The 12,776-nt window shown below is 63.4% G+C and carries 8 protein-coding genes and 1 riboswitch; of the genes, 6 read left to right on the top strand and 2 right to left on the bottom strand.

Translation table 11 applies throughout. The features are described 5' to 3' along the window. Window positions 1-67: 67 nt before the first annotated feature. Genes QN413_RS18485 through QN413_RS18470 form a run of 4 tightly spaced genes read left to right on the top strand, consistent with a single transcriptional unit; the run spans window position 68 to window position 2,870 of the window. Complete coding sequence (locus QN413_RS18485) at window positions 68-673, top strand: peptidylprolyl isomerase (RefSeq protein WP_323498030.1); 606 nt, start codon at window positions 68-70, stop codon at window positions 671-673. 33 nt (window positions 674-706) lie between these two features. Further along, window positions 707-1,219 carry a peptidylprolyl isomerase gene (locus QN413_RS18480; protein WP_323498029.1) on the top strand — a complete coding sequence of 171 codons (513 nt, stop codon included), beginning with the start codon at window positions 707-709 and terminating at the stop codon, window positions 1,217-1,219. A gap of 54 nt (window positions 1,220-1,273) precedes the next feature. Beyond that, window positions 1,274-2,053, top strand: a complete 780-nt coding sequence (locus QN413_RS18475; protein WP_323498028.1) for a UDP-2,3-diacylglucosamine diphosphatase — start codon at window positions 1,274-1,276, stop codon at window positions 2,051-2,053. 16 nt (window positions 2,054-2,069) lie between these two features. Further along, window positions 2,070-2,870: a M90 family metallopeptidase gene (locus QN413_RS18470; RefSeq protein WP_323498027.1), complete on the top strand. Its 801-nt coding sequence runs from the start codon at window positions 2,070-2,072 to the stop codon at window positions 2,868-2,870. Between the two features lie 13 nt (window positions 2,871-2,883). Here QN413_RS18470 and QN413_RS18465 read toward each other — a convergent pair whose 3' ends face one another. Together QN413_RS18465 and QN413_RS18460 are read right to left on the bottom strand one after the other, a co-directional pair. Then, complete coding sequence (locus tag QN413_RS18465; RefSeq protein WP_323498026.1) at window positions 2,884-5,802, bottom strand: DUF349 domain-containing protein; 2,919 nt, start codon at window positions 5,800-5,802, stop codon at window positions 2,884-2,886. Window positions 5,803-5,898: 96 nt separating this feature from the next. Next, window positions 5,899-9,828 (bottom strand): DUF748 domain-containing protein, encoded by a 3,930-nt coding sequence (locus tag QN413_RS18460; protein WP_323498025.1) that lies wholly within the window; start codon window positions 9,826-9,828, stop codon window positions 5,899-5,901. 619 nt (window positions 9,829-10,447) lie between these two features. Between QN413_RS18460 and QN413_RS18455 the strand changes: the two genes are divergently transcribed. Further along, window positions 10,448-11,302: a lytic transglycosylase domain-containing protein gene (locus QN413_RS18455; RefSeq protein WP_323498024.1), complete on the top strand. Its 855-nt coding sequence runs from the start codon at window positions 10,448-10,450 to the stop codon at window positions 11,300-11,302. 46 nt (window positions 11,303-11,348) lie between these two features. Further along, window positions 11,349-11,474: riboswitch (ZMP/ZTP riboswitch) on the top strand. Window positions 11,475-11,515: 41 nt separating this feature from the next. Next, entirely contained in the window at window positions 11,516-12,760 is a 1,245-nt protein-coding gene (glyA, locus tag QN413_RS18450) for a serine hydroxymethyltransferase (protein ID WP_323498023.1), read from the top strand. Window positions 12,761-12,776 lie beyond the last annotated feature (16 nt).

Here is a 12,776-nt window from a genome sequence, read left to right as displayed (position 1 = left end):
CTGTTCGCAGGTGCGCTGGCTACGGCCGGATGCACGCTTCCCGATTCATCTTCTCACCGGACAGATCATGGTTACAAACACACGTACAGCAGGTGCCCGTTCGCGCCGCACTGCTCTCTTGCTTGCAGCGTCGCTAGCCGGCTCGATCGCCTTTTCAAGCGCGGCTTGGGCGCAATCCGCACCACGCGTCAAGCTCGCCACGTCGGCCGGCGACATCGTCGTCGAGCTCGATCAAGCCAAGGCACCGAAGACGGTCGACAACTTTCTGCAATACGTCAAAGAAAAACATTACGACGGCACGGTGTTCCATCGTGTCATCGACGGCTTCATGATCCAGGGCGGCGGCTTCACTGCGAACATGCAGCAAAAGCCGACGCGCGCACCGATCGCGCTGGAGGCCGCCAACGGCCTGAAGAACGACAAGTACACCATCGCGATGGCGCGCACCGGCAACCCTGACTCGGCCACATCGCAATTTTTCATCAACGTCAAGGACAACGCGATGCTGAACGCTCCCAACCCGGACGGCCATGGCTACACCGTGTTCGGCAAGGTCGTTGCCGGCACTGAAGTCGTCGACAAGATTCGCGCCGCACGAACCGGCACCAAGGGCGGCATGGAGAACGTGCCACTCGATACCATCACCATCCAGTCGGCCAGTATCGTCAAGTGACCGGCGTGACCCAACTTTTTTGAAGGAGCCATCATGAGCAACCCCCAAGTCGAACTGCACATCAAGAACTACGGCGTCGTCACGCTCGAACTCGACCGCGCCAAGGCGCCGAAGTCGGTCGACAACTTTCTGGCTTACGCCAAGAAGGGTCACTACGACAACACGGTATTCCACCGCGTGATCCCCGGCTTCATGGTTCAGGGCGGTGGCTTCGAGCCCGGCATGACCCAGAAGCCGAGCGGCGCCGAGATCGAGAATGAAGCCAACAACGGCCTGAAGAACGACAACTACACCGTCGCGATGGCACGCACCAGCGCGCCGCATTCGGCTACGGCGCAATTCTTCATCAACGTGTCCGACAACGCATTTTTGAACCACACGGAACCCTCGGCGCAAGGCTGGGGCTACGCTGTGTTCGGCAAGGTCATCGCCGGCAAGGAAGTCGTCGACAAGATGAAGGCCGTGAAGACCGGCCGCAAGGGCTTTCATGACGACGTTCCGCTCGAAGACGTCGTCCTTGAAAAGGCTGTCATCACAGCGGAATAAGCGGACGGACAGACCAGGCGGAGCAAGCGGCACGATGCGTTGGGCGGCGATCGCATGAACCCATTGAGCTCCTCGTCGACGTTCCCCGAAATCATCGCGCCCGTCGGATGGCGGACCGTCGACCTCATCTCCGACCTGCACCTGCAGGCTGGAGATGCCGCAACGCTCGAAGTGTGGCGCGGGTACCTGCAGACCACGTCGGCTGACGCACTGTTCATCCTCGGCGACCTGTTCGAAGTCTGGGTCGGCGACGATGCTGCGACGCAGCCCGGCTTCGAGGCAGAGTGCGCCGAACTGCTGCGCCTTACCGCCGAGCGCTTGCCGGTGTATTTCATGCATGGCAACCGCGACTTTTTGGTCGGCGCCGGGCTGGCAGCACAGGCGAACTTCATCTTGCTCGAAGATCCCACGGTGCTGGTGCTCCACGACGAACGCTGGCTTTTGAGTCATGGCGATTTGCTTTGCCTCGACGACACTGACTACCTTGCGTATCGCGCACAGGTACGGAAGCCGGAATGGCAAAGTGCAGTGCTGGCCAAACCGCTGGCTGAACGCCGCGCGCTGGCGAGATCGATGCGCGCGCAGAGCGAAGACCATAAGCGTGGACCTGACGTGGTGTGGGCCGATGTCGATGCCACTGCCGCACGCGACTGGCTGCGGCAGGCTCATGCCCGCACGCTGGTTCATGGTCACACCCATCGGCCGGCAGAGCACGATCTTGGCGATGGACTGCGTCGTGTCGTTTTGAGCGACTGGGATGCCTCAGCGCACCCGCCTCGCGCGCAAGTGCTCTGCCTGTCGATCGCGGGCGCTCAGCGCGTTGATCTGCGCTGATCGGCGTTGACCTCTGATGTTTCGCTGGTTGCGCCGTCTTCGCGCCCTTCCCTCCATTCCCGACGCTGCATGGCAGGGCACGCTGGCGCGCTATCCATTTTTGAACGACCTTTCCGACGCCGAGCGAGACAGCTTGCGCACGCTCACTGCTGGCTTCTTGAGCGAGAAGGAATTTCACGGTGCGCACGGCTTTGCGATCACCGACGAAGTCGTGCTTGCCATTGCCGCTCAGGCCGTCTTGCCGTTGCTGCACCTGAAGGGCGGACTAACCTGGTACGACGACTTCGTCGGCGTTGTGGTGCACCCGTCTGAAGTGGTCGCACAGCGCACGACCACCGACATGGCCGGTGTGGTTCACGAATACGAAGAAGTGGTCGCAGGGGAAGCCATGGACCGCGGCCCGGTGATGCTCAGTTGGCAAGACGTGCTCGCCAGCAGCATTACCAGCGACACCGGCTACAACGTCGTCATTCACGAGTTCGCACACAAGATCGATATGCGCAGCGGCGTTGCAGACGGCTGTCCGCCGCTGCCTGCGGGCTTTGCCGGGACAGCTAACGCGCGGGAGGCGCGAGGCGCATGGCTCGGCGCGCTTCAGTCGGCTTATGAAGTCTTTCGAGAACAGACCATCGTCGCCGAGCGATTCGGAGGCGCGCCGCCGTGGCTCGACGCATACGGGGCCGAGTCGATCAGCGAGTTCTTCGCGGTCGCGTGCGAGGCGTACTTCGTGAACAGGGTTCGCTTCGCCGAAGAGTTTCCGACGTTGCTCGCGCTGTTCGATGAATTTTTCTTAGCCGGTCAGGCCGATCGGGCCTGACCTCGGCTGACCGTTACTTGCGCAGCAGCGCCTTCAACGCGTTCTGCAAACGACGGGCGGCTGCAGCATCGTGCGGCATTGCCAGCACCTTGCTTGCGTCCAGACCCCAGGTTTGCGCCGGGGCAGGATCGCCACGCTTGGTGAGCAACTTGAGTTGCAGTGCGCGGCGTGCATCGAGCTGATCGGCTGGCGTCGGAACCTCCGCCGCCATCTCGAGACGCAGCAAAGCTTCGGACGCTTCATCTGCCTTGGCTGCAGGCGCGCCAGCCAACGACTGCGACCAGGCAGTTCGCACCGCTGGCGACACAGCCCGACCCAGTTCCTGCACCGAGGGCAGCTGCGACGCGTCGCGCTTTTCCCATGCGCTCATCACTTGCGACAACGCCTCGCCGTGCGCTTGTGCTGCAAGTTTGCGCAGCGCCATGTCGGCGCGTTCGAGCGCCTCGCGTTGCGCGCGGAATGCGGCATCGCCGAGACGCGGACCCCGGTCTTCGAAGCGAGGAGCGCGGTCGCCAAAGCGATCGCCGCCACGGGCATCGCCCGAGCGCGGTCCACGATCGTTCGAACCACCGGGGCCGCCGGGGCCACGTGAGTCGCGGCGGTCGCCGAACTTGCCACCGCCGCGCGGAGCAGGCGCGACATCGCCTCGCTTGCTGCCGGGGCGATCGTCGCCGCGGCGTGCTGCCACCACGGGCTTGGGGGCAGGCTTGGGCGGTGCGGCGGGCTCGACTGGCTCGACCGACGCTGATTCCTCCGCAACTTCTTCCGCACGCACTTCGTTGTCGGCGCGCGAGGAGGCGTCCGAACTGTCGGCGGGTGCGATCAGGTCGCGCGGGCCAGCAGGCGCAGTCGCAACCTCCGGCACTTCACTTTGCGCCTCGGCAGCGACCTCGCGGCCGCCTTCGAGCGCAGCATCGGCCGGCGGCGTGCTGAGCTGCGTGCTCTCGCCGAATTCCGACGCAGCCTGTTCGACGCCGATCTGTTCGGTCGCACCGACATTGGGGCCGTCTGGTCCCTCGATCGGCGCCGCATGGATTGCGGCAGGCGCCGGTCGCACGGGTGCCGGTGGCGGGGCTGGCGGCGGCGCTTCACCGCGAATCGCCCCCTCGAGGCGAGCAATCGCAGCGCGGATCTTCTGGACTTCGCCGGCGGCGTTGGCAGCATCGAGCGCCTTCGACGCGTCGAGCACGTAGCGGTCGTGGTCGCTCATGGCCGAGGAGGCTTTTTCGCGCTCTGCCGTCTTGCGATTGAAAGCGTCGTCGATCGGTGCGCGGAACGCATCCCACAGCTTTTGTTCATGACGACGATCGAGCGGTACGGTTTGCGCTTCGGCCTGCCAGCGCTGCTGCAGCGCCTTGACCGCGTCGATGCGCAACATCGGCTGTCCGCCGAGTTCGGTGGCTTCGGCAATCATGGCTTGACGCCGATCGACACTCTCTTTTTGAGCCGACTCGAACGGTGCACGCGCTGCGTCGAACGCTGCGTTCCAGAGCGGTTGCAGTTCGGCAAACACTTTCTCGCCGATATGGCCGGCATCGCGCCAACGGTCAGCGAACTGGTGAAGCGCGCGGCTGTGCGCCTTCAAGTCCGATGCGTCGGCATGCGCCTCTGCCCATCCCTTGACTTCGTGGATCAACGCGATGCGCTGGGCACGGTGTTCCGCGGCATCCGCGCGCACCTTGTCGAGCCAGGCTTCCACCACCTTGTGCGCTTCGTTGCACGCTTCGTCGAATCGCTTCCACAACCCGTGATTCGGCACGCCACCCTGGTCGGCCTGCTTCCACTGGTCGCGCAATGTGCGCAGGGTCTCCTGCATCTTGCGGCCACCCAGGGCCTGGCCTTCGGGGCGCTTCAGCAAACCTTCCGCCCGAGCGACCAGGTCTTCGCGAACCTTGTCGGCGCTCCAGCGCTGCCAGCCTTCGAGTTCGCCCGCAGCCACCAGGGCGGTGTGCACTCGTGCTTCCAGCTCGGATTCGACCTGCTTGCCGTGTTGCTTCAGCACGATGCGCAAGGCGGCGGCGGCGCCGGCGCTGGCTTTGCCATGTCCTTCTGCAGTTTCCTGTTCGAGCTTGACCAGCGCAGCCAGAACGGCTTCTTGCGCTGCGGCACGCACGGAGGGATCGACCTTCGGCGCTGCAGCCTTTGCCGGCGCTGCCTTGGGAGCGATGGCTTCGCCGCGTGCGGCGCGCAGCTCATCTGCCCACACCAAGACTGGCGGCAGCGGTGCTGCAGCATCCGCGGCTGCAGCCTGTGCCTGCATCAGTGCGCTATGAAAAGCATCGGAGACGACGAGCAACTGGGCCTTCGAGGCATCGAGTTGCGGTGCAAAGCGCGCGTCGAGACTGTTCCAGTTGCCGTCGGCGGCAATTGCATCGGCCTGCTCTTTCCAGTGGACGACGTCACCGCGGAGGCCTTCTTCTGCTGCCTGCGCGTCGTTCCATGATTTGGTCGACAGCACTTCGAAGCGCTGCGCCAGCAGCACGGCCGCTTCACGGTGCACCTGGGCGCGGTGCTGTAAGTCTTCAATGCCCTTCACGCGCTCGGCCAATTGGCTCTTAAAGCCAGTGAGCGGCTCGCGAGACAAGGGCGCGCCGGCCTTGGCCGCGTCGCGTTGCCAGGCCAGCGCATCGGCGATGTTGAGTTTGGGCTGCGCCAACAGCGCCTGCGCCTTCTGCGCCCATTCGGCGCCGATGGCTTCCTGGCCCTTGGCGCGTTTGAGTTCGTCGAGCTTTTCGCGCAGCAAGCGGGCCGCGCCTTTGTCGCGACCGCTCAGTTCCTTGAACACCTCCTGCATTTGCTCGGTCGAGGGATTGCCCGCGAGCCAGTCACGGATGCGGCCCGCTCTCTCGCCAGAGGTGGACGCCGTGAAAGCGCCGCCGGTGAGGTTGTCGAGGGCCTGAAGATCGTGGGGCTTGGAAGAAGTTGAAGTCACTGCGCGAAGAACGTTTTGTCTTGTTGAATTGGATAAGCAAAGGCGCCGGCAAAGGCCGGCGCACATCGCATTTTCACCGACTTGGCGATGAGGGGTCTACCGGGTCGCCAGATTGAGCTCTGCGCCGGGCTTCCAGTTGGCGTCTGCAGCCCGCGTTCGCACCGCGCCGAGGAAGAGCCGATCGCTCGGCACCTTCTGTTCCAGCAGGTAGTCACGCACCACCGCACCACGCTCGACGGCGAGCTTGCGCATCGTTTCTTCGTCGGCGGTGACGCTGGCCATCAGCAGGTCTTCCATCTCTTTGAGCGGCAGATCTTTTGCAAGACCGACCATGTTGCGCGGCTTGGTGATGTCGGCGCGCTTGTATACCGCGGTGAGCAGCGCGGGGTATTCGGCATCCGTCACGGGGGGTACGGCAGCCGCCGAGTCCGCCGCGGTGTCTGCGCCGGCCGCATCCGTCACCGTGCTCGCACCCGTATTCGCAACGGCGCGCGCCGCCCCGCGGCGCTTTTCAGCCTGGGCCAGTTGCCGCAGGCGCTGACGCTTGAACGCTTCGGCTTCTTTGTCGAGGCTCGATGTGCCCACCACGGTCATCTGCAAGCCCGGCCGGTCCGTCAGCGCCTTGGCCACCTTGTCCAGGCCCTGTCTCGCACTGTCCGAGAGCGCCGAGCTGCCGGCGTCGAACGTGATGGTGCTCGACTCACCGCTGCCGCCGCCCAGGCCGCCGGTGAGCAGGCTGAACGGCGACGTGACCGCCTTGACGATCAGATTGACCAGCGCCTTCCAGATCAGCGGTCCCACGCTGAACTGCGGGTCGTTGATGGAGCCCGACAACGGCAAATCGACATTGATGACGCCATTGCGGTCAGCCAGCAGCGCGACCGCGAGCCGCACCGGAAGGCTGTTCGGCGCGCCTTGCACTTCCTCGCCGAACTGCAGTTGGTTCAACAACATGTTGTTGGTCGCGGTGAGTCGGCCATCGGGCGCGATCTTGTAGTTGACCTCGAGGCTCAGCTTGCCGCGCTCGATGTTGTGGCCGGCGTAGCGCACGGAGTACGGCGACAGCGGCGGCAGGTCGAGGTCGCGCATCTTTCCGGTGATGTCGAGTTCGAGCGGCTTGGCTAACGGATTGAGTTTGCCGACGATTTCGAGGGATGCCGTCTGCTCGGCCTTGCCGCGAAGCTCCAGGTCGGCCAGCGCGGGAGTTTCACCTGCGCCGGTTTCCGGCTGTGACGAAAAGGCGCTGAGTTTGCCGGTGAGTTCGGTCAGGTCGGCCGAGTAGTTCGGCTTGACGAACTGGTCGGTGAAGTCGACCTTGCCGTTGATCAGGCTCATCGGGCCGAAACGGATGATCGGCTTGGGGCCAGTCGACGCGTCGCTCACCTGAGGCGTTGAGGCGGCCGCCTTCGGCGCCGCAGCAACCGGATCGCCACCGACCCTCTCTTCGGCCGAGATCGTCCGGCCGGACGACGTGGCGGGACGCACCGCTGTGGTCGTCGTGCCACCACCGGGTTTCCGTGTCGTGACCGCCGCGGCTGGAGCGGCTGCTGTGCCTGGCGTCGCTGGCGTGGCCGCAGCCGGCGCGACAGCTGCCCCGTTCGGCGTTGCCGAGCCCGAGGCGACCTGCTCCGGCGATTTGGCGAGATCCTGCAAATTGATGCGGCCTGTCGGGTCCACGATGACGCGCGCAAAAAAGTCGGTCAGCGTGGTTTCACGCACATCGACACCCAGCGCCGCACCGGGCGCCATCGTCACCTGGAGCCCGCGCAGGCTCAAGGCTTTCCAACTGAGCAACTGATTGGTGCGGTCGATGCCAGGTGTCTGCGTCAGGCTCGCACTGTTGGCGCGAAAGTCTTCGAGTGCGCTGTCGCCTGCCAGCTTCAAGCTCATGCCGGCCGGCGCCGCGGCGTATTTCACCGTGCCACTGTAGCTCGCATAAGCACGCCGGATGTCGACGTTGAGCGCGTTGGCGTAGTACGCCTTGAAGGCGTGCGCGGGGAAGGCCGCCACTTCGACGCGCCCTTCGGCCGAAAGCGGCTTCAGCACGAGATTGCCCTTGTAGTCGAAGCGGCCCGCGTCGGCGCGACTGCCGGCCACCGCGATGTGCCCCGAAACCTCAAGCGGCGACACGGTCGCGGTATTGGGTGCGATCTTCTGGGCGCTCACTTTGAGAGCAGTCAGTTCGATGGCCACCGGCGTGCTGCCGGCCTTGTCTGAATAAGACACTGCTCCGTTGTCGACCGCCAGGGTGGCGATGGTCAGCGCCCAGGGCGTGGCGTCGGCCGCCGGCGTTCCGCGCTTGGCCGATGCGTCGACCGGCTTGGGCGCCGCCACTTTGGCTACGTCCGCTTCCTTGTTGGATGCCGCCGGCGCTTTCAACCAGCGCTCGAACATCCAGCGCTTTTCGTTGTCGCGCTCGACCACCACCTTGGGGTTGGTCGCGGTGAAGGATGCGATGGCGAGCGTGTGCTTCGTCATGTCGACTTCGGCATCGGTCAACTCGAAGCGCCCGACGCTGGCGACTGCTGCTTTACCTTGCGTCAGTGCCAGACCGTCGAGCGCCAGACGAACCGCCTTGAACTTGAGTTCCGGTTTGGTCCACGCCACGTCGATCTGCCCGCTCAGCTTGCCGTCCACCGTTGGCTCGAGGCTTTGCGCGAGGTACGGTGCTGCCAGCGAAAGCGGCAACGCCTCCACATCCGCCTGCACGGTGGCGGTCTTGTCGGTGGCATCGCCCTTGAACTTGAGGTGCGCGCCGGCCAACGTCATCGAACCGCTGAAGGGTGCCGCCGTCGCCATCGGCCACGTCACCGCGGTCGCCTGCAGGGCCAACTCGCTGGCATCAATCGCGGCGGCTGGCTGCGTGGTGGCGTCGCGCCAACCGACATTGCCGCCGTTCAGCGCAACCTTGTCGACTTGCACCTTCCAGCCCGGTGCCGGCGCGTTGGTGCTGGCTGCGGCGCTGGCAACCGCTACCGGAGGCACGACCTTCTCCGTCGCACCGGTCGCAGGGTCGGTCGCCAGAAGATTGAGGTGGCCTGACGCATCGCGCGCCACCACCAGACGCGGTGCGGTGAGCGACACCTCGCCCAGATGCACGATACGGTCCAGCGGTCGCACATCGGCGAGTTCGACTTTGAGCGAGTCGAAGCCGAGCAAGTCGCGTCCCTTGCCATCGGCCAGCTTCGTACCGTGCGCTTCGATCGTGCCGCTCAGCTTGAGCCCGGCCGTGGCGGTCTGCTCGAAGTCGATCTTGAGGTCGGCATCGAGCGTGCCGGCTTGCAGCTTGACCGGCGAGCCGGCGGGGATGTATCCAAGGTACGGCGCCAGATCGAGTCCCTTGAACTGGAGCTGCGCGTCGGTCTTGCGGTTGTCTGCGAACGGCGTGCTGAACGCGGTCGAATCGAACTCGCTGCCGTTTAGCACGAACGCGAGCTTGGGCTCGGTCTTGATCTCCCGCTTGGAAGCCAGATTGCTCAGAAATGGGACGTTGAGCACCAAGTCGCGCAATGTGTGCGTGCGCTTGACCGTCTGGTCGTCGAAGTCGACCGAGCCGCCGGAAATCGCAATGTTGTAGATAGCGAAGCGCGGCGGGTCGCTCTTGGGCGCCGCAGGGACACTTGCGAGTTTGGCGAGGATGTCGTCGATGTCGTATCTACCGTCGGCCAGGTGGGTCAGCTTGACGACCGGCGACTCGACGCGGACGGCGTCGATCACCGGTGCCAACCTCAAGACTGACTGGAGTTCCGCGTCGGCGTACAGCCGAGCCACGTGGAACTGCGGCTGGCTACCGTCAGCAGTGGCGATGCTCAGATCGTCGACTGTCAGTTCCAGCGTCCACGGCTTGAAATCTATTTTTCCGACAGTTACTTTTCGACCCAGCTTTTCACTGGCGATCTTTTGAATCTGGCTTTTCGCAATCGGCGGCACCGCCAACCAGGCGACGAGCCAAAGGCCGAGTAGCGATGCCAAAGCGACGATCCCGCGTCGCACCCACTTATTTTGTCTTAGCGATGCAGCATTCATTTGAAGTGAGTGTGCCGCAAAGGCTTTGTCGTTCCCATTGCCATTCCAGAAGCAAGAAAGCCCGGTAGCGGGACATGGTGTCTTGCTACCGGGCTCGATGGCGGGCACGAGGCTCATGCCATCTTTTCGCTCGACCGGAAGTTCAATCGTTCCGACCAAGCTGGCGGCAAGAGATTGCCACCAAGAGTGCCTCTATCGCTGGACCGCCGAATTGTTCTTTGGTCACTGGACTTTGGCGATGCCAAAATTAACTGGCTTTTGCAGATTAGACCTTGCCCCCAGTCAATGCAAGTCGCATTTTCAATTTCTTGCAAACCGCTATTAGCAACAATACTTTGGATTTACTTACCACGCTTTGTTAGACTGATTTTAGAATAACATACCTAGGTGTTATTCTTGACCGTGTATTTAGCCACTCCTAGAATCCGCTTCTCCCGTGATGCCAAGCGCCCGGGCCTCCATGAAATCCGCCGCCGAACTTCTCGGCTTGATCAGGCGCCCGCGCTCCCTCCTCCTCGCGCGGGCCTGATTTGTACCAATCCAGCGATTTCGCCTTTTGTACCGGTTCTCCGCCCCTCGGGGTGAACCGCCAGCAGGCGCCGCACAGAAAGGAAGAGCGATGAAACTGGCATTCGAAGCCACAGCCCAAGGATTCAGGACATTCGTGTCCGACGTGGCCGACGGTTTTTTCGAGATGACCCACAACGGTTTTGCGTTGGTAGGACTGGCCATAGTGTTTGCGGCCATAGCCCTGGTAGCGCGGCCCGACTTGCGTGAACAAGGCGAAGAGCAGCTCATGAGCTGGCTCCAGTCGCGCAAGCCCGTGCCCGCCGTGCCTGAAGTCCTCGTGAGCGATCTCGATCCCACCGCGATCGAGCGCACGACGGCGACCAGTCCGCTCGACTTGCCCAAGCAGCAAGCCGCAGTGGCTTACTGGCTCAGCAAGAAATACCGCGTTGCAGCAGAGCCCTTGAGCGCACTCGTCGCCGAGGCCTATGACCTCGGCAAGCGAAGCAAGCTCGATCCGACTTTGATCCTAGCGATCATGGCCGTCGAGTCCAGCTTCAACCCGTTTGCGCAGAGCCAGGTTGGCGCTCAAGGTCTGATGCAGGTCATGACGCGGGTGCACGGCGATAAGTACGAGAGCGCCGGCGGCACGCTGACGGCGTTCGATCCGGTGACCAACATGCGTGTCGGCGTCAAGGTGCTGCAGGAATGCATCGCGCGCGCCGGTTCGCTCGAAGGCGGCTTGCGTTATTACGTGGGCGCGGCCAACCTAGAAGACGACGGCGGCTATGCTGGCAAGGTCTTGGCCGAGCACGGACGGCTGCGTCAGGTCGCCGACGGGCGCTCACCACCGACAACGACCGCACCCACACCAGCCTTGCGTGCACAAGCGACACCAACCCCGGCTCCCTTGGCAAAACCCGCTGAAGCAGCTGCAGACAAGCTGGCCTTGCTGGGCGATTTGTAGGCGATGCGGCGCTCCTGCCGCTGAATCTTTCATCGTCGGCTACACTCGCGCGGTACGCGACTGGCGATAGGCGCACCCCGCTTCGGGGTCTCGCGCTGACGTGGAATACCACTGGGAAGCGTACCGCCTGCGGCCTTCAGCAGGTGTTCAGCCGTTCGCCTGGGCAGCCCTTGTTTGGTTGAAGAACAAGGACATCGTCTTCAAAGGACTGCCATGTACCCGCGCAATATTCTGGTCGAACAGACCGATCCTGAAATCTGGGCTGCTATCCAGGCCGAGAACGCTCGCCAGGAACAGCACATCGAGCTGATCGCGAGCGAAAACTACGCTTCACCTGCCGTCATGCAGGCGCAAGGCTCACAGCTCACCAACAAGTACGCTGAAGGCTATCCTGGCAAGCGCTACTACGGCGGCTGCGAGTTCGTGGACATCGCCGAACAATTGGCCATCGACCGTATCAAGCAGATTTTTGGCGCCGACGCTGCCAATGTTCAGCCCCATTGCGGCGCCTCTGCCAACGAAGCCGTGATGCTGGCCTTTTTGAAGCCGGGCGACACCATCATGGGCATGAGTCTGGCCGAAGGCGGTCACCTGACGCACGGCATGCCGCTCAACATCAGCGGCAAGTGGTTCAACGTGGTGAGCTATGGGCTCGACGCCAAGGAAGAGATCGACTACGACGCCATGGAGCGCAAGGCGCGTGAGCATCTGCCCAAGCTCATCATTGCCGGCGCCTCGGCGTATTCGCTGCGCATCGATTTCGAGCGCTTCGCCAAGGTGGCGAAAGACATCGGTGCGATCTTCATGGTCGACATCGCGCACTACGCCGGTCTGGTCGCAGCGGGCGTGTACCCCAACCCGGTCCCCTTCGCGGATGTCGTTACCTCGACGACGCACAAAAGCCTGCGCGGCCCGCGCGGCGGCATCATCTTGATGAAGTCGCAGCATGAAAAAGCCATCAACAGCGCAATCTTTCCTGGCTTGCAAGGCGGTCCACTGATGCACGTGATCGCAGCCAAGGCCGTTGCCTTCAAGGAAGCCATGACGCCTGAGTTCAAGGCTTACCAGCAGCAGGTCGTGAAAAATGCGCAGATCGTCGCCGAAACGCTGACCGAACGCGGCTTGCGCATCGTGAGCGGCCGCACCGAAAGCCACGTCATGCTGGTCGACCTGCGCGCCAAGGGGATCACCGGCAAGGAAGCCGAAGCGGTACTCGGCAGCGCGCATATGACGATCAATAAGAACGCCATTCCCAACGACCCTGAAAAGCCCATGGTGACCAGCGGCGTTCGCATCGGCACACCGGCCATGACGACGCGCGGCTTCAAGGACGAAGAGGCGCGCCAGACAGCCCATCTGATCGCCGACGTGCTCGAAAACCCACGCGATGAAGCGAACATCGACGCGGTACGCGTCAAGGTGCATGCGTTGACCAGCCGCTTCCCGGTCTACAGCTGAACATGCGCACGGTGAC

The sequence above is a fragment of the Variovorax sp. LG9.2 genome, assembly GCF_035018885.1.
Lineage (GTDB): Bacteria > Pseudomonadota > Gammaproteobacteria > Burkholderiales > Burkholderiaceae_C > Variovorax.
Note: the sequence above shows the minus strand (reverse complement) of the source record. Positions and strands in the feature narration are given on the sequence as shown.

Bases quoted from the DNA above. Each gene is read 5' to 3' on its own strand.
- QN413_RS18485 (WP_323498030.1), top strand. From the start codon at position 68: ATGGTTACAAACACACGTACAGCAGGTGCCCGTTCGCGCCGCACTGCT.
- QN413_RS18480 (WP_323498029.1), top strand. From the start codon at position 707: ATGAGCAACCCCCAAGTCGAACTGCACATCAAGAACTACGGCGTCGTC.
- QN413_RS18475 (WP_323498028.1), top strand. From the start codon at position 1,274: ATGAACCCATTGAGCTCCTCGTCGACGTTCCCCGAAATCATCGCGCCC.
- QN413_RS18470 (WP_323498027.1), top strand. From the start codon at position 2,070: ATGTTTCGCTGGTTGCGCCGTCTTCGCGCCCTTCCCTCCATTCCCGAC.
- QN413_RS18460 (WP_323498025.1), bottom strand. From the start codon at position 9,828: ATGAATGCTGCATCGCTAAGACAAAATAAGTGGGTGCGACGCGGGATC.
- QN413_RS18455 (WP_323498024.1), top strand. From the start codon at position 10,448: ATGAAACTGGCATTCGAAGCCACAGCCCAAGGATTCAGGACATTCGTG.
- glyA (WP_323498023.1), top strand. From the start codon at position 11,516: ATGTACCCGCGCAATATTCTGGTCGAACAGACCGATCCTGAAATCTGG.